The following is a 17,008-nucleotide window of genomic DNA, read 5'->3' on the forward strand; positions in this document are numbered from 1 at the left end:
AAGCGTGTTACCGGAAGACACACGCGGCAACGCCGTTTCGATTCCACAATCCTGAACTGGACGGTATAGTCCACCGCGTGAATCCGGCCTACCTCCCCGTTGCCCTCGACGCACGCGATGAGCGCGTGTTCGAAGCCGTGCGCCAGCTGTTGGCCCAGCAGGGCATGCAGATGAGCATGGACGCAGTGGCCCAGCATGCGGGCTGCTCCAAGCAGACCCTGTACTCGCGCTACGGCAGCAAGCAGGAGCTGCTGCGCCGAGTGATGCAGCGCCATGTGGGCCACGCCACCGGCGCCATGGTCCGTGCACTCCGCACTGACGACCTGCGTGCCAGCCTGCTCCAGTTCGCCATTGACTTCCTGGAGCACTTCAACCAACCGCACGTGGGCCAGGCCTGCCGGCTGATTGCCGCCGATGCGGCCCAGTTTCCCGAAGAGGCGCGTACGCTGTACCGGCACGGTGCCGGCGCGCTGACGCTTCATCTTGCTGAATGGATTGAAACCGTTTGCATGCGTGGCCAGCTCCGGCATGACGACCCGCACTTCATGGCCGAACTGCTGCTGAGCATGATTGCCGGTCAGGATTTCGACAAACAGCGTTTCCATACCCCCCACCGTGATGACGCACTGCTGCGTCGGCGTTGGGCAGAGTTCTCCGTCGACAGCTTCCTGCGCGCCTTCGCGCCACAGCCGTCGGCGGCCCGTCTACAAACCAACCCCGGAGTTCCTCCTGATGACCGCCCCACTCCGCACCCTTGCCTTGACGTGCGCCGTTGCTGTCGCGCTGGCTGCCTGCAAGAAGCCGGAACAGCAGACGCCCCCGCCGCCGGAGGTGGGCGTGATCGACGCCAAGCCGCAGACCCTGCCGCTGCAGCGTGAGCTGGTCGGCCGCCTGTCGCCGTTCCGCAGTGCCGACGTGCGCGCGCGGGTGCCGGGCGTGCTGCTCAAGCGCGTCTACCAGGAAGGCTCGCAGGTCAAGCAGGGCCAGACCCTGTTCCTGATCGACCCGGCGCCGCTGCGTGCCTCGCTCAATGCCTCTGAAGCGCAGCTGGCCTCGGCCCGCGCGACCTACGCCAACGCCAAGGTGGCCGCCGACCGTGCACGCTCGCTGGCGCCGCAGCAGTTCGTCTCCAAGTCCGACCTGGACAACGCCGAGTCGGCCGAGCGCACCGCGCTGGCCGCGGTCAAGCAGGCCGAAGCCGCCGTGACCTCCTCGCGGATCAACCTGGGTTACGCCGAAGTGACCGCGCCGATCAGTGGCGTGGCCAACAAGCAGCAGGTCACCGAGGGCGCGCTGGTCGGCCAGGGCGATGTGACCCTGCTGACCACTGTCGATCAGCTCGACCCGCTGTACGTGAACTTCTCGCTGAGCGTGGACGAACTGACCCAGCTGCGCGCGCAGCAGGCCAAGGGCGCGCTGGCGCTGTCCGGCGACGGCAAGGCGACGGTGGCAGTGAAGCTGGCCGATGGCAGCATCTACAGCGAGCCGGGCACGCTGGACTTCTCCTCCACTACGGTCGACCCGGCCACCGGTGCAGTGTCATTGCGCGCTGTGCTGCCGAACCCGCAGCAGATCCTGCTGCCAGGTGCCTTCGTCAGCTTCCAGGCCAACCTGGGCGAGCGCAACAACGCCTACCTGGTACCGCAGCAGGCCCTGCTGCGCGATACCACCGGCGGCTACGTGATGGTGGTCGGCGCCGACGGCAAGGTCGTGCGCAAGAACGTGAAGACCGATGGCGCGCAGAACGGCAACTGGCTGGTCAGCGACGGCCTGGCCGCCGGTGACAAGGTGATCGTGGCCGGCGTGCAGAAGGTCAAGGAAGGTGCACCGGCGGTGGCCAAGCCGTGGACCCCGGGGCAAGACGCCAACGGCAAGCCTGCCGCAGGCGGCGCCGCTCCGGCGGGCGCGGCACCGGCCGCAGGCAAGGCACCGGCCGACGCTGCAAAGCCCGAGCAGGCCGATGCGGCCAAGCCGGCCGCCACCGATTCGAACAAGCAGTAACGGGAACCTTCCGTCATGCCTAAATTTTTCATCGAACATCCAGTCTTCGCCTGGGTGGTTGCGATCCTGATCTCGCTCAGCGGCGTGATCGCGATCCTCAACCTGGGCGTGGAGTCCTATCCCAACATCGCCCCGCCGCAGGTCACCGTCTCGGCGACCTACCCGGGTGCCAGTGCCGACACCACGGAAAAATCGGTCACCCAGGTGATCGAGCAGCAGCTGACCGGTATCGATCACCTGCTGTACTTCAGTTCCTCGTCCGCGTCCAACGGCCGTGCGCAGATCACCCTGACCTTCGAGACCGGTACCGATCCGGACATCGCCCAGGTGCAGGTGCAGAACAAGGTCTCGCTGGCCACGCCACGCCTGCCCTCGGAAGTGACCCAGCAGGGCGTGGTGGTGGCCAAGGCCAACGCCGGCTTCCTGATGGTGGTGGCGCTGCAGTCCGATACCCCGACCATCAACCGTGACGCCCTGAACGACATCGTCGGTTCGCGCGTGCTCGACCAGGTCTCGCGCATCCCCGGCGTCGGCAGCACCCAGCAGTTCGGTTCCGAGTACGCCATGAACATCTGGCTGAACCCGGAGAAGATGCAGGGCTATGGCCTGTCGGCCAGCCAGGTACTGGCCGCGGTACGTGCGCAGAACGTGCAGTTCGCCGCCGGTGCGCTGGGTTCGGACCCGTCGCCGGAAGGCCAGCACTTCACCGCCACGGTCTCGGCCGAAGGCCGCTTCAGCTCGCCGCAGGAATTCGAGAACATCATCCTGCGCGCCAACGCTGACGGTTCGCGCGTGCTGCTGAAGGACATCGCCCGCGTCGCATTCGGTGCCAACAACTACGGCTTCGACACCCAGTACAACGGCAAGCCGACCGGCGCCTTCGCCATCCAGCTGCTGCCGGGCGCCAATGCCCTGAACGTGGCCGAAGCGGTGCGCGCCAAGATGGATGAGCTGCAGCCCAGCTTCCCGTCCGGGGTGACCTGGTTCTCGCCGTACGACAGCACCACGTTCGTCAAGATCTCGATCCAGGAAGTGGTCAAGACCCTGTTTGAAGCGGTCTTGCTGGTGTTCCTGGTGATGCTGATCTTCCTGCAGAACTTCCGCGCCACCCTGATCCCGACCCTGGTGATCCCGGTCGCCCTGCTCGGTACCTTCCTGGGCATGTGGATGATCGGCTTCACCATCAACCAGCTGACGCTGTTTGCGATGGTGCTGGCGATCGGCATCGTGGTCGACGACGCGATCGTGGTGATCGAGAACGTCGAACGCATCATGACCGAGGAGGGCCTGGCGCCCAAGCCTGCCACGCAGAAGGCGATGACCCAGATCACCGGTGCGGTGGTGGCGATCACCGTCGTGCTGGCCGCGGTGTTCATCCCCTCCGCCCTGCAGGGCGGTGCCGCCGGTGAGATCTACAAGCAGTTCGCGCTGACCATCGCCATCTCGATGGCATTCTCGGCGTTCCTGGCCCTGGGCTTCACGCCGGCGCTGTGCGCGACCTTCCTCAAGCCGACGCACAACGACAACCCGAACATCGTCTACCGCACCTTCAACAAGTACTACGACAAGATCAGCCACACCTATGTGGGCCACATCACCTCTGCGGTGCGCCATGCGCCGCGCTGGATGATCCTGTTCGTGGTGCTGACCGCGCTGTGCGGCTTCCTGTTCACCCGCATGCCGGGCAGCTTCCTGCCGGAAGAAGACCAGGGCTATGCGCTGGCGATCGTGCAGCTGCCGCCGGGCTCGACCAAGGGCCAGACCAACGAAGTGTTCGCGCAGATGCGTGGCATCCTGGAAAAGCAGGATGGCTATGAAGGCATGCTGCAGGTGGCCGGCTTCAGCTTCGTCGGTTCCGGCGAGAACGTGGGCATGGGCTTCATCCGCCTGAAGCCGTGGGAGGAACGCAAGTTCACCGCGCCCGAGTTCATCCAGAACATGAACGGCGCGTTCTACGGCATCAAGGAAGCGCAGATCTTCGTGGTCAACCTGCCCACCGTGCAGGGCCTGGGCCAGTTCGGTGGCTTTGACATGTGGCTGCAGGACCGTAGCGGTGCCGGCTACGAACAGTTGACCCAGGCCCGCAACATCCTGCTCGGCCAGGCCGCGCAGAAGCCGGACCACCTGGTTGGCGTGCGCCCCAACGGTCTGGAAAACGCGCCTCAGCTGCAGCTGCACGTGGACCGCGTGCAGGCGCAGTCGATGGGCATGTCGGTGTCGGACGTGTACAGCACCATCCAGCTGATGCTGGCCCCGGTGTACGTCAACGACTTCTTCTACGAAGGCCGCATCAAGCGCGTGACCATGCAGGCCGATGGTCCGTACCGCACTGGCCAGGAATCGCTGAAGAGCTTCTACAGCCCGTCCAGCCTGACCCAGAACGCCGATGGCACCAACGCGATGATCCCGTTGAACACGGTGGTCAAGTCCGAATGGGTGTCGGCGCCGCCGTCGCTGAGCCGCTACAACGGCTATTCGGCGATCAACATCGTCGGTTCGCAGGCACCGGGCACCAGCTCGGGTGAGGCGATGCAGACCATGGAAGGCATCGTCAACGACGACCTGCCGGCCGGCTTCGGCTACGACTGGTCGGGCATGTCCTACCAGGAAATCCTGGCCGGCAACGCGGCGACCCTGCTGCTGGTGCTGTCGATCGTGGTGGTGTTCCTGTGCCTGGCCGCCCTGTATGAAAGCTGGTCGATCCCGGTGGCGGTGCTGCTGGTCGTGCCGCTGGGCGTGCTGGGTGCCCTCGGCCTGTCGATGCTGCGCGGCCTGCCCAACGATCTGTTCTTCAAGATCGGCCTGATCACCGTGATCGGCCTGGCGGCGAAGAACGCGATCCTGATCGTGGAGTTTGCGGTGGAGCAGCGCGCAGCAGGCAAGAACCTGCGTGATGCCACCATCGAAGCGGCCCGCCTGCGTTTCCGCCCGATCCTGATGACCTCGTTCGCGTTCATCATGGGCGTGATCCCGATGGCGATCTCCACCGGCGCCGGCGCCAACTCCCGCCACGCCATCGGCACCGGCGTGATCGGCGGCATGCTGTTCGCCACCCTGCTCGGCCTGCTGATGATCCCGGTGTTCTTCGTGGTCGTGCGCCGCATGCTGGGCGACAAGCTGGATGAACCGTCGAAGGAGTTCATGGAGCGCCAGCGCGACGCAGAGTCCGCCCACCGCCCGGATCGTTGATCCGGCGGTGCGCTGAAACGAAAAGGCCCCGGAGCGATCCGGGGCCTTTTTTGTTGCCGCTTCTGCATCCATGCCAACCCAGGTTGGCATCTACCGGAGCAACGGCATGCCCGGTAGCCGCCAACCTTGGTTGGCGCTGTTCGGGCAACGTCTCAGCGCAGCAGCGCCACCACCACGCACACCGCCACAACCGCCATCGCAGGCCATTGCATCGGCAGGAAGAAGAAGTGATGCGGAGCATGCAGGCCATGTGCACGCGGCTTTCGATTGAGCACAAAACCCAGCACCGTATTGATTGCTGAGCCAAGGCCGAACGCCAGCAGGACCTGGCCGAGTGAAGTATTGCCGCGACCCACCACTGGATCCGGGAACAGGATGAGGATGAGCAGCACGGCAGCGATCGGTGTGAGCAGGATCAGCAGCCCCGCGCCTCGATAGATGAGCATGTGGTGGTGTCCATGAACGGCGGAGCATTCTGCGCTCATCGAGCCGGAATGCCAATGGATCGCTGACACATCGACTGCACGGAGACCGGTCGCATACGGACTGTATTGAGAAGCCTCGACCGCTGCGCCGGAAGGCATCACCCGACACCGAAGCGCTCAAGGCGTCTACCGTGTTCGCAGAAAGCCACCCACCCCGGATTCATGGGCACACAGAAATGCGGCACGCCCGGATCGCTGCTATCCAGATGTCTCGACGGCAATCGATCCGAAGCCCTCCAGGAGACTGATCATGGAAAGAGCACCACTACGATTCTTCAGCTGCCCTGCCCTGCTGTTTGGCGCGCTACTCGCGGCCAGCAGCATCCAGGACAGCCACGCGGCAGGCGTCCTCGTCTGCGACAACTGTCGTGACCCGCGCGCATTGGCGCTTTCCTCGGGTACGGGGCCGACCATCGTCGCCGACTTCCAGCAGCGCCGGATCCATGGTTTCGATGTGGAATACGATCGCGAGCTACGGCGCTATCGCGCAACAAGGGCGCAGATTCCCGGGCCAATCAACGCATCCTTCAATCGGATCATGGGCATGCTCGACAACAACGTGCCAACCGTACAGTTCGCGCCGCGGCAGCGGGCCGGAAGAGGAGTCCAGTACGAGGTTCATCCTGATGACCCGCAATACGCCAACGGCATAAGCTTCCCGGAAGAGCACAAGAACCTCAACGCCTACGATGTCGTTCAGATGGCCACTGAGCGATCAAGGCTGGAAGGTGACATCGGCAAGGCCTTCACGGGGGCGACAACATCGTCGGCCGCCTGGAACGGCATGGCAACATTCCTTTCCTCGATCGGCCTGAGCTTCGTCAGCAAGACCGTCGGCATTGACAGCGCCATCTATCGGATCACATGGCGCGATGGTTCAAAAACCACGCTGGTCATCACGCCTTCTGCGGTTGATCAAGCCCGCTATGTGCAAGGTGAAAGCCGTGACGCCAAGGGCAACAAGATTCCGGATGGTGCGGCAACCGATCCGGAGATGGCCCGGAGCTTCATCGGCAACTATCGCTTTGACGATGCCGGCGAGCTCGAACGATGGGTTGACTCCGCCCGGCTCTACGGCGTGACCATGCATCCGGGAATGCCACGGGAATCCCTTCAGATCGTCTGTGAATGGAATGGAAAGGATATCGTTTGCCGGTTGCCACGTTGACAGCGCAGAGGAAACGGGGCGGCAATCGCCGCCCCGTCGTGTCCATCAGCGCAGCCCGGTCTCGTTGCGTGCGATCACCAGGCGCTGGATTTCCGAGGTGCCTTCGTAGATCTCGGTGATCTTGGCATCACGGAAGTAGCGCTCCAGCGGCATTTCCTTGGAATACCCCATGCCGCCGTGGATCTGCACGGCCTGGTGGGTAATCCACATTGCCGCCTCAGAGGCGGTCAGCTTGGCAATGGCAGCCTCATTGCTGAAGCGCTTGCCCTGGCCCTTCACCCACGCCGCGCGCAGGGTCAGCAGCAGCGCTGCGTCCAGCTTGCACTTCATGTCGGCGATCTTGGCCTGGGTCATCTGGAAAGTGCCGATGGCCGCGCCGAACGCCTTGCGCTCCTTCACGTATTCCAGAGTCGCTTCATAGGCGGCACGGGCGATGCCGATGGCCTGCGAAGCGATGCCGATGCGGCCGGCATCGAGCACGCTCATGGCGATCTTGAAGCCCTCGCCTTCCTGGCCCAGCACGTCTTCGGCCCGCGCCACGTAATCGTTGAACTCGATCTCGCAGGTAGCCGAGGCGCGGATGCCCAGCTTCGGCTCGGTCTTGCCGCGGCCGAAGCCGGCCTTGTCGGTGTCGATGAGGAAGGCGGTGATGCCGCGTGCGCCCTTGTCCGGCTCGCTCATCGCGAACAGCACGATGTACTTTGCCACCGGGCCGGAGGTGATCCAGCTCTTCTTGCCATTGATGACAAAGGTGCCGTCTGCCTGCTTCACCGCGCGGCAGCGCATGGCCGTGGCGTCGGAGCCGGACTGCGGCTCGGTCAGCGCAAACGCGCCGATGGCCTCGCCCTCGGCGATGGCACGCACGTACTTCTGCTTCTGCTGCTCGGAACCGTGAGTGAGGATGCCGTTGCAGAACAGCGAGTTGTTGACGGACATGATCGTCGAATGGGCTGCGTCGGCGGCGGCGACCTCCACCATCGCCAGCACGTACGCGATCGGGTCCATGCCCGCGCCGCCGTATTCGGTCGGCACTTCGATGCCCATCAGGCCGTTCTCGCCCAACAGGCGAATGTTGTCCAGCGGGAACTCGCCGGTACGGTCATGATGCTCCGCGCTCGGGGCGATCTTCTCCTGCGCGATACGCCGCGCCACGTCCTGCAGCATCAACTGCTCTTCGGTAAAGCTGAAATCCACAACACCCTCCCGGGTACATGAAGTTATGGGCCGCATACGGCGCGCCCAGGTGCCTCGATTGTACCGGGGGCCGGCTGCTTCCGTACGCTGCCGACTTGACCGCGACAGGCCCTCTCGGCGAATATATCTCTATATCGCGATAGGTAGATGTTTATGGATCTGGAAGACTGGTCGACCCGCCTGAAGGTGTTCGCCGATGCCACTCGCGTCCGCCTGCTGGCGCTGCTGGAGCAGGAGGAACTGACCGTGGCCGAACTGTCGGCGATCACCCGGCTGGCGCAGCCGCGCGTGTCCACCCACCTGGCACGCCTGAAGGAAGCCGGCCTGGTCCGCGACCGCCGTGCTGGCGTGTCGGCGTACTACCGCTTCGACGAGGCCCAGCTGGACCCGGCGCAGCGTGCATTGTGGCATGCCTTGAGCAACGGAAGCGATGACCCGCTGCTGCGCCAGGATGCCGAACGCGTCGCCGCCGTGCTGGCGCACCGCGCCTCGGACCAGAACTGGGCCGACAGCGTGGCCGGCGACATGGAACGCCACTACTCACCTGGCCGCACCTGGGAGGCACTGGCGCGTACCGCGCTGCCGCTGCTGGAGACCGGCGACGTGCTGGATATCGCTTCCGGTGACGGCGTGCTGGCCGAACTGGTAGCCCCACATGCCAAGCGCTACATCTGCATCGACACCAGCGCGCGCGTGGTCGCCGCCGCCAGCGAACGCCTGCGCCGCCTGCCGAACGTGGAAGTGCGCGAGGGCGACATGCATGCACTGCCGTTCAAGGATGCCAGCTTCGATCTGGTCGTGCTGATGCACGCGCTGACCTACGCCAGCAAGCCGGCGCAGGCGGTGACCGAAGCCGCGCGCGTGCTGCGGCCCGGTGGCCGGCTGCTGCTGTGCAGCCTGGCGCGCCACGAGCACAAGGCCGCCGTGGAGGCCTATGGCCATGTCAACCTCGGCTTCAGCGACAAGGAGCTGCGCAGGTTCGTCGACAAGGCCGGCCTGCAGGTGTCCAGCCTGGAGACGGTCACCCGCGAGAAACGCCCGCCGCACTTTGAAGTGATTTCGCTGATCGCCAACAAGCCCTGAGCCCGAGACCGCCATGCCTGCCCTGCCTTGGTTGCATCCCGATCGTGCCAACGCGCTGCTCGACGCCCTGCGCGAGCGGATCCTGATCATCGACGGCGCGATGGGCACGATGATCCAGCGCCATGGCCTGCAGGAAGGCGATTACCGTGGCGAGCGCTTCGCCGGTGGCTACGACCATGCGCATGGCCCCGGCTGTGGCCACGGCGTGCCCGAAGGCCATGATCTGAAGGGCAACAACGATCTGCTGCTGCTGACCCGGCCGCAGATCGTCGCCGACATCCATACCGCCTACCTGGAGGCAGGCGCGGATCTGGTCGAGACCAACACCTTCAATGCCACCTCGGTCAGCCAGGCTGACTACCACCTCGAGCACCTGGTGTACGAACTGAACAAGGCCGGTGCGGCCGTCGCGCGCGCCTGCTGTGACGCGGCGGAAGCGACCACGCCCGGCAAGCCGCGCTTCGTGATCGGGGTGATCGGCCCGACCAGCCGCACCGCCTCGATCAGTCCCGACGTGAACGATCCGGGCTTCCGCAACACCAGCTTCGACGAGCTTCGCGACACCTATCGCGAAGCCATCGAAGGCCTGATCGACGGCGGCGCCGACACGCTCATGGTCGAGACCATCTTCGATACGCTCAATGCCAAGGCCGCGCTGTATGCGCTGGAAGAGGCCTTTGATGCACGTGGCGCGCGGTTGCCGGTGATGATCTCCGGCACCATCACCGACGCGTCGGGGCGCACCTTGTCCGGACAGACTGCCGAAGCCTTCCACGCCTCGCTGGCGCATGCGCGACCGCTGTCGATCGGCCTGAACTGCGCGCTGGGTGCCGATGCGATGCGCCCGCATGTGGAAACCCTCTCGCAGGTCGCCGACTGTTACGTCAGCGCCCACCCCAACGCCGGCCTGCCCAACGCGTTCGGCGAGTACGACGAAACCCCTGAAGAGATGGCCACCACCCTGCGGGGCTTCGCCGAGGATGGCCTGTTGAACCTGGTCGGTGGCTGCTGTGGTTCCACCCCCGAGCATATCCGTGCAATTGCCAATGCCGTGGCCGGACTACCGCCGCGCGCACTGCCCGGCACCCGGGAGCAGGCCGCATGAACGTTGCCGCCACTGTCCCGCACTTCCCGCCCTACTGCTGTTGAGCCGACGCCTGCCATGACGCCTGTCCGCCCTACCCGCCTGTCCGGCCTGGAACCTCTGGTCATCACCCCGGACCTGCTGTTCATCAACGTCGGCGAACGCACCAACGTCACCGGCAGTGCGCAGTTCCGCAAGCTCATCAAGGAAGGCCGCTACGAAGAAGCGGTGGACGTGGCCCGCCAGCAGGTGGCCAGCGGTGCGCAGATCCTCGATGTGAACATGGACGAGGGCCTGATCGACTCGGAAGCGGCGATGACCCGCTACCTGAACCTGATCATGTCCGAGCCGGACATCGCGCGCATCCCGGTGATGGTCGATTCCTCCAAGTGGAGCGTGATCGAGGCCGGCCTGAAATGCCTGCAGGGCAAGAGCGTGGTCAACTCGATTTCGCTGAAGGAAGGCGAGGCGCTGTTCCGCGAGCACGCGCGCAAGGTGCTGCGCTACGGTGCTGCTGCGGTGGTGATGGCGTTCGACGAAAACGGGCAGGCCGACACCTGCGCGCGCAAGGTCGAAATCTGTACCCGTGCCTACCGCATCCTGGTCGACGAGATCGGTTTCCCGCCGCAGGACATCATCTTCGACCCGAACATCTTCGCCGTCGCTACGGGCATCGAAGAGCACGACAACTATGCAGTGGACTTCATCGAAGCCACCCGCATCATCAAGCAGACCCTGCCGCACTGCCACGTCTCCGGCGGCGTTTCCAACGTCTCGTTCTCCTTCCGCGGCAACGAAACGGTACGCCAGGCCATCCACTCGGTGTTCCTGTACCACGCGATCGCCGCCGGCATGGACATGGGCATCGTCAACGCCGGCGCGATGCCGATCTACGACGACCTGGAGCCGGACCTGCGCGAGCGCGTCGAGGACGTGATCCTCAACCGCCGAAGCGATGCCACCGAGCGTCTGCTGGAGATCGCCGAGCGCTACAAGGGCAAGAAGGGCGCGGCGAAGACCGAAGACCTGGCCTGGCGCGAAAAGCCGGTGGCACAGCGTTTGGCGCATGCCCTGGTACACGGCCTGGATGCCTTCGTCGAGGAAGACACCGAACTGGCCCGGCAGGCCTCCAGCCGCCCGCTGGATGTGATCGAAGGCCCGCTGATGGACGGCATGAACATCGTCGGCGACCTGTTCGGCGCCGGCAAGATGTTCCTGCCACAGGTGGTGAAATCCGCGCGCGTGATGAAGAAGGCCGTGGCCTACCTGCTGCCCTACATCGAAGCGGAAAAGGCGCGCAGCGGTGACACCGCCAAGAGCAACGGCAAGATCATCATGGCTACGGTGAAGGGCGATGTGCATGACATCGGCAAGAACATCGTCGGCGTCGTACTGGCCTGCAACAACTTCGACGTGGTCGACCTCGGCGTGATGGTGCCGGCGCAGAAGATCCTCGATGCCGCCCGCGAGCACAACGCCGACCTGATCGGCCTGTCCGGGCTGATCACCCCGTCGCTGGAGGAGATGAGCCACGTTGCCCGCGAGATGGAGCGCCAGGGCTTCGACCTGCCGCTGCTGATCGGGGGTGCGACCACTTCGCGTGCGCACACCGCGCTGAAGATCGACCCGCACTACAAGGCGCCGACGGTATGGGTGAAGGATGCATCGCGCGCGGTTGGCGTTGCGCAGTCGCTGATCTCGCGTGATCTGCGCGAGGCCTTCGTTGCCGCCAACGAAGCCGACTATGCCGAAATCCGCGCGCGCCACCGCAACCGGGGCGACGCCAAGCGCCTGGTCACGCTGGAACATGCGCGCGGGCAGAAATTCCAGGGCGGCTGGGACAGTTACACGCCACCGGCACCGAATCAGCCCGGCCTGCACGTGTTCGACGACTATCCCCTGGCCGAACTGGTCGACTACATCGACTGGACGCCGTTCTTCCAGGCCTGGGAGCTGGCCGGCAAGTTCCCGGCGATCCTCACCGACGAGATCGTCGGCACCCAGGCCAGCGAGCTGTACAAGGATGCCCGTGCGATGCTCGAGCGCATCGTCGGCGAGAAGTGGCTGACGGCCAAGGCCGTGTTCGGCCTGTGGCCGGCCAACAGCATCGGCGACGATGTCCGCGTGCAGCACGCACAGGGCGAAACCACCCTGCACTTCCTGCGCCAGCAGGTGGACAAGCCAGCCGAACGCCCGGATTTCTGCCTGGCCGATTTCATTGCACCGGCCGACAGCGGAAAGCAGGACTGGATCGGCGCGTTCGCGGTCACTGCCGGTATCGGCATCGACACCCACGTCGCGCGCTTCGAGGCCGAGCATGACGACTACAACGCGATCCTGCTGAAGGCCCTCGCCGACCGCTTCGCCGAGGCACTGGCCGAGCGCCTGCACCAGCGCGTGCGTACAGAATTCTGGGGCTACGACCGCGCCGAGACGCTGGACAACGAAGCCTTGATCGACGAGCAGTACCGCGGCATCCGTCCGGCGCCAGGCTACCCGGCCTGCCCCGAGCACAGCGAGAAGCGCCGCCTGTTCGACCTGCTGCAGGCTGAGAAGAACGCTGGCATGGAACTGACCGAGAGCTTCGCGATGTTGCCCACGGCCGCTGTCTCCGGCTACTACTTCAGCCATCCGCAGAGCCAGTACTTCGTTGTCGGACGGCTCAGCCGCGAACAGGTCACCGACTATGCCCGGCGCAAGGGCGTGGACCGCGGCCAGGCCGAACGCTGGCTGGCCTCCAATCTCGACTACGACCCCGAATGAGGCGGTAGCGCCGGGCCATGCCCGGCGTCATCTCCCGTCCGCCGGGCATGGCCCGGCGCTACCGGATACGCGTGGGTAGCGCCGGGCCATGCCCGGCGGATCCATCAGGCCTGCAACAACCAGCCTCGCATCGCCGCACTGACCTCGTCCGGCTTTTCCATCGGGGCAAGGTGCCCGCAATCGGGCACCACCACCAACTGCGAGTGCGGCACCAGCGCGTGCATTTCCTCGCTCACCGCCAGCGGCGTGATGCGATCGTTGGCGCCGCACACGATCAGCAGCGGATCGCGATAACCAGCCAGCACATCATGGCCATCACGGCGTTCCAGTGCGCTCTGGCGCAAGAATACTTCCGCGCCCAGGCGAGCGGTCATGTCGCGCACGCGTTGCACCAGCACGTAATCGTCCAGCCGCGAGGCATCGATGTAGCTGCGCATCAGCGCATCACCAAAGCCATGGAACCTGCCGGGCAGGCGCACGCTGGCCCGTTGGCTGCGGCGCTGCTCGGCACGTTCCGGTGAATCGGCGTGGATCGAGGTATCGATCAGCGCCAGCTGCAGCACGCGCTCCGGCGCAATGCGCAGGATCTGCTGGGCGACGAAGCCGCCCAATGAGAAACCGGCCAGCGCAAAGCGCTCCGGTGCCTGTGCGAGCACGTCCTCGGCCACCGCCTGCAGGGTTTCGCCACGGGTCTGGTCGCCTACCGTGCAATCGGCGATGTCGGCAAGATCAGCCAACTGTGAGCGCCACAGCTCAGCGTCGTTGAGCAGGCCAGGCAGCAGCAGCAGGGGGATACGGTCGGTCATGGGGGTATTGTCGCGCCAGCACGGTGACGGAACCATGCCGCAACAGGGGGCGGATTGTAGCGTCGAGCCACGTTCGACGGCTGCATAGCCAGTGGCGCATGGCTCGACGCTACAGAAGACAGCGGCGGAGCCGCTCTTTGGCGACACCATCACCATCTACACCGCGCTGTGCGAACAGGCCGCGAGGAAACCTGGCGCAGCAGAGACAAGCAAGCACGGCAGCTGGCTGCCAACCCGATCATCGGCATGCGCTACGACGCCATCTATGTGATGACCGGGCTGACCGTGCGGCTGTGCTATGGCACGGCGGTGGCGGTGGAACCGCAGCGGTGATCCTGTAGAGCCGAGCCCATGCTCGGCTCAGGCGTGCCCGTGAGATGTAAGGCAGCCGAGCGCAGGCTCGGCTCTACAACGGGGTTCCGGGCACTTCGACCTGCTGCACCGGCAAGGTCACCATCATCACCGTCGGGTCATCCGGGTCCAGCTTCGTCTTGAAGCCCAGGCTCTGGCACATCGCCAGCATGGTACTGTTCTCGCGCAGCACCTGGCCTTCGACCACGTCCAGGCCCAGCCACTTGGCGTACTCGATCATGATCGCCATCAGCCGCCAGCCGATGCCATGGCCCTTCAGGTCCGAGCGGATCAGGATGCCGTACTCACCGCGGTGGTAATCCGCATCGGCGTGCAGGCGCACCGCGCCAAGCATTTCGCCACTGCGCGGTTCGATCGCCACCAGTGCGATCGAGCGTGCGTAGTCGAGCTGGGTCAGGCGCGCGATGAACTCGTGGCTGAAGTGCTTCACCGACTGGAAAAAGCGCAGGCGCAGGTCCTCGTCGCTGACGCGGGCGAAGAACGCACGGAACAGCGCGTCGTCCTCCGGCCGCACCGGACGCACGAAGGCACGGCCGCCATCGGACAGTTCGATGGTGCGCTCCCACTCCTTCGGGTACGGGAACACCGAGAAGCGCGGGTGGCCACGGCCCTTGTGCAGGATGCGCGACGGCGCCACCGCCACGCGTGCGTCGAGGGCGAGGATGCCCTTGCCGTCGACCAGCAACGGATTGATGTCCAGCGTACGCACTTCGGGAATGTCGGCGGCCAGCTGTGCCAGCTTGACCAGCGCCAATGCCAGTGCGCGCTCGTCGGCGGCAGGCACATCGCCATAGGCCTTGAGGATGCGCGAGGCGCGGGTCTGGCCGATCAGCTCGTGCGCCAGGCGCAGGTCCAGCGGCGGCAGCGCCAACGCCTTGTCATTGATGACTTCAACCGCGGTACCGCCACGGCCGACCACGATCACCGGGCCGAACGTCGCGTCATCGGCAATACCGACGATCAACTCGCGCGCCTTCGGGCGAACGATGGTCGGCTGCACAAGCAGACCATCGATGCGCGCATCCGGCCGCAGCTGGCGTGCACGCGACAGGATCGCGTTGGCCGCGCTCTGCACCGCCGGCAGGGTGGACAGGTTCAGGCGCACGCCGTCCACTTCCGACTTGTGCGGAATATCCGGCGAGAGAATCTTCAGCGCGACCGTGGCACCGCGTTCCAGCAGCGGCTGCGCCAGATCCATCGCCTCGTGCGCGTCACGCGCATGCATCACCGGCGCGGAGGGAATGCCGTAGGCCTTGAGCAGTTCATGCGTAGCCAGCGGGTCCAGCCACTGCTGGCCGTTGGTCAGCGCGGCATCGACCAGTGCGCGCGCGGCGGCCGTGTCGACGCTGAAGTCCTGCGGCAGGCTGGGCGGCGTTTCCATCAACGCGTTCTGCGCTTCGCGGTAGCGCACCAGATGCTGGAAGCCACGTACGGCTTCGGCCTCGGTCGGATAGGTCGGCACCCGCGCCGCGTTGAGCGTGGCGGTGGCCTGGTCATCGTTGCCCAGCCACACCGCGAACACCGGCTTGTCGCGATGATGGCGCGGGCGCAGGCCGAGCGTGCGGGTGAGTGCCTGCGCGGCGTCCGCCGATGAGGTGAACGCGGTCGGCACGTTGACCACCATCACCGCGTCGTTCTCGTTGTCGGCCAGCAGCGCTTCGATGGCCGCGGCATAGCGGTCACCATCGGCGTCGACCACGATGTCGACCGGATTGCTGCGCGACCAGCCCTGTGGCAATACTGCATCGAGCTTCTGCACCGTGCTGTCGGACAGGGTGGCCAGCGTGCCTTGCAGCGCGATCAGCTGGTCCACGGCAAGGCGACCGACGCCGCCACCATTGCTGAGAATGGCCAGGCGGCGGCCAGGGAAGGTGCCCAGCCGCCCCAGTGTTTCGGCGGCGGTGAACAGCTCGTCCAGCGCACCGACGCGCAGCAGGCCGGCGCGGTTGAAGGCGGCACCGTACACATCATCGGCACGGGCCAGGGCCTGCACATGGGTATCGCGGCTGCCCGGCTGCACGCGCTCGGCGCGCCCCGACTTCACCACCACCACCGGCTTGGCGCGGGCGGCGGCACGCGCGGCCGACATGAACTTGCGCGCGTCCTTGATCTGCTCGACGTAGAGCAGGATGGCGCGGGTACGGTAGTCGGTGGCGAAGTAGTCGAGCAGGTCGCCGAAGTCGACGTCCATCGTATCGCCCAGCGAGACCACGGCGGAGAAGCCGACCGAGCGCGCTACGCCCCACTCCACCAGCGCGGCGGCGATCGCCGAGGATTCGGAAATCAGGGCGAGGTCGCCTGCCTGCGGGAAATGTGCGGCGATACTGGCATTGAGTCGCGCGTGCGGTGCAATCACACCCAAGCAGTGTGGGCCGAGGATGCGCAGGCCATGCTTGCGCGCCACCGCCTCCACCTGCGCCGACAGCGAGCCCGGGCCTTCACCCAGGTGCGCGGTGAGGATGATCGCCGCCTGCACGCCACGTTCGGCGGCAGTGCGCACCACCTGCGGCACGATGGCCGCTGGTGCGGTGATCACCGCCAGGTCGGGGACCCAGTCCAGGTCCTTCAGCCGCTTGACCGTGCGGATGCCATCGATCTCGGCATGCCGCGGATTGATCCACGCCACCTTGCCGGGGAAGCCGGTGCCGCGCAGGTTGCGCATCACCGCGCGGCCGGCCGAACGCTCACGCGGACTGCCGCCGATCACCGCGACCGACTGCGGACGGAACACGGACTGCAGGTGGTAGGTACTCATGCGCCTACGGTACACGGACTGGCGCGGCAACGGCATGATCGTGCGCAAGGTCCTGACACCGCACCCACGCATGACGTGGATCTACCGCCGGGACCAGTAGATCCACGT

At 65.6% G+C, this 17,008-nt stretch carries 10 protein-coding genes and 2 pseudogenes; 8 read left to right on the plus strand and 4 right to left on the minus strand.

Going from position 1 to position 17,008, the window contains the following annotated elements:
* Positions 1 to 77 precede the first annotated feature (77 nt).
* The 3 genes and pseudogenes from ACTXG9_RS08445 to ACTXG9_RS08455 all read left to right on the plus strand — a co-directional run bounded on the left by ACTXG9_RS08445 (position 78) and on the right by ACTXG9_RS08455 (position 5,190).
* Positions 78 to 733: pseudogene (locus tag ACTXG9_RS08445) on the plus strand (TetR/AcrR family transcriptional regulator).
* On the plus strand, positions 733 to 2,001 hold the full coding sequence (locus ACTXG9_RS08450; RefSeq protein WP_111098205.1) for an efflux RND transporter periplasmic adaptor subunit: 1,269 nt from the start codon (positions 733 to 735) through the stop codon (positions 1,999 to 2,001). The pseudogene ACTXG9_RS08445 and the gene ACTXG9_RS08450 overlap by 1 nt, the downstream one beginning before the upstream one ends.
* 15 nt (positions 2,002 to 2,016) lie before the next feature.
* Positions 2,017 to 5,190, plus strand: a complete 3,174-nt coding sequence (locus tag ACTXG9_RS08455; RefSeq protein ID WP_019660387.1) for a multidrug efflux RND transporter permease subunit — start codon at positions 2,017 to 2,019, stop codon at positions 5,188 to 5,190.
* Between the two features lie 152 nt (positions 5,191 to 5,342).
* Here ACTXG9_RS08455 and ACTXG9_RS08460 read toward each other — a convergent pair whose 3' ends face one another.
* Complete coding sequence (locus tag ACTXG9_RS08460; RefSeq protein ID WP_019660388.1) at positions 5,343 to 5,636, minus strand: hypothetical protein; 294 nt, start codon at positions 5,634 to 5,636, stop codon at positions 5,343 to 5,345.
* A gap of 289 nt (positions 5,637 to 5,925) precedes the next feature.
* Between ACTXG9_RS08460 and ACTXG9_RS08465 the strand changes: the two genes are divergently transcribed.
* Positions 5,926 to 6,843 carry a hypothetical protein gene (locus ACTXG9_RS08465; protein ID WP_021202720.1) on the plus strand — a complete coding sequence of 306 codons (918 nt, stop codon included), beginning with the start codon at positions 5,926 to 5,928 and terminating at the stop codon, positions 6,841 to 6,843.
* Between the two features lie 45 nt (positions 6,844 to 6,888).
* Here the strand turns inward: ACTXG9_RS08465 and ACTXG9_RS08470 are convergent, their stop codons facing one another.
* On the minus strand, positions 6,889 to 8,037 hold the full coding sequence (locus ACTXG9_RS08470; RefSeq protein WP_021202719.1) for an acyl-CoA dehydrogenase family protein: 1,149 nt from the start codon (positions 8,035 to 8,037) through the stop codon (positions 6,889 to 6,891).
* Between the two features lie 153 nt (positions 8,038 to 8,190).
* On the opposite strand from ACTXG9_RS08470, the gene ACTXG9_RS08475 reads away from it, so the two are divergent.
* Genes ACTXG9_RS08475 through metH form a run of 3 tightly spaced genes read left to right on the plus strand, consistent with a single transcriptional unit; the run spans position 8,191 to position 12,967 of the window.
* Positions 8,191 to 9,120 carry an ArsR/SmtB family transcription factor gene (locus ACTXG9_RS08475; protein ID WP_019660391.1) on the plus strand — a complete coding sequence of 310 codons (930 nt, stop codon included), beginning with the start codon at positions 8,191 to 8,193 and terminating at the stop codon, positions 9,118 to 9,120.
* Between the two features lie 13 nt (positions 9,121 to 9,133).
* Positions 9,134 to 10,225 (plus strand): homocysteine S-methyltransferase family protein, encoded by a 1,092-nt coding sequence (locus ACTXG9_RS08480; protein ID WP_021202718.1) that lies wholly within the window; start codon positions 9,134 to 9,136, stop codon positions 10,223 to 10,225.
* Positions 10,226 to 10,282: 57 nt separating this feature from the next.
* Positions 10,283 to 12,967 (plus strand): methionine synthase, encoded by a 2,685-nt coding sequence (metH, locus tag ACTXG9_RS08485; protein ID WP_021202717.1) that lies wholly within the window; start codon positions 10,283 to 10,285, stop codon positions 12,965 to 12,967.
* 104 nt (positions 12,968 to 13,071) lie between these two features.
* Here metH and ACTXG9_RS08490 read toward each other — a convergent pair whose 3' ends face one another.
* On the minus strand, positions 13,072 to 13,773 hold the full coding sequence (locus ACTXG9_RS08490; RefSeq protein WP_111098815.1) for an alpha/beta fold hydrolase: 702 nt from the start codon (positions 13,771 to 13,773) through the stop codon (positions 13,072 to 13,074).
* 136 nt (positions 13,774 to 13,909) lie between these two features.
* On the opposite strand from ACTXG9_RS08490, the pseudogene ACTXG9_RS08495 reads away from it, so the two are divergent.
* Positions 13,910 to 14,106: pseudogene (locus ACTXG9_RS08495) on the plus strand (heavy metal-binding domain-containing protein); the annotation flags it as partial.
* 73 nt (positions 14,107 to 14,179) lie between these two features.
* Here ACTXG9_RS08495 and ACTXG9_RS08500 read toward each other — a convergent pair.
* A complete protein-coding gene (locus ACTXG9_RS08500) occupies positions 14,180 to 16,900 on the minus strand; it encodes a bifunctional acetate--CoA ligase family protein/GNAT family N-acetyltransferase (RefSeq protein ID WP_021203484.1) in 2,721 nt (906 codons plus the stop codon).
* Positions 16,901 to 17,008 lie beyond the last annotated feature (108 nt).

It is taken from the genome of Stenotrophomonas maltophilia group sp. LNF247 (assembly GCF_054083135.1).

Coding starts and splice junctions, on each gene's coding strand:
- ACTXG9_RS08480 (WP_021202718.1), top strand. CDS start 9,134: ATGCCTGCCCTGCCTTGGTTGCATCCCGATCGTGCCAACGCGCTGCTC.
- metH (WP_021202717.1), top strand. CDS start 10,283: ATGACGCCTGTCCGCCCTACCCGCCTGTCCGGCCTGGAACCTCTGGTC.
- ACTXG9_RS08460 (WP_019660388.1), bottom strand. CDS start 5,636: ATGCTCATCTATCGAGGCGCGGGGCTGCTGATCCTGCTCACACCGATC.
- ACTXG9_RS08490 (WP_111098815.1), bottom strand. CDS start 13,773: ATGACCGACCGTATCCCCCTGCTGCTGCTGCCTGGCCTGCTCAACGAC.
- ACTXG9_RS08450 (WP_111098205.1), top strand. CDS start 733: ATGACCGCCCCACTCCGCACCCTTGCCTTGACGTGCGCCGTTGCTGTC.
- ACTXG9_RS08475 (WP_019660391.1), top strand. CDS start 8,191: ATGGATCTGGAAGACTGGTCGACCCGCCTGAAGGTGTTCGCCGATGCC.
- ACTXG9_RS08500 (WP_021203484.1), bottom strand. CDS start 16,900: ATGAGTACCTACCACCTGCAGTCCGTGTTCCGTCCGCAGTCGGTCGCG.
- ACTXG9_RS08455 (WP_019660387.1), top strand. CDS start 2,017: ATGCCTAAATTTTTCATCGAACATCCAGTCTTCGCCTGGGTGGTTGCG.
- ACTXG9_RS08465 (WP_021202720.1), top strand. CDS start 5,926: ATGGAAAGAGCACCACTACGATTCTTCAGCTGCCCTGCCCTGCTGTTT.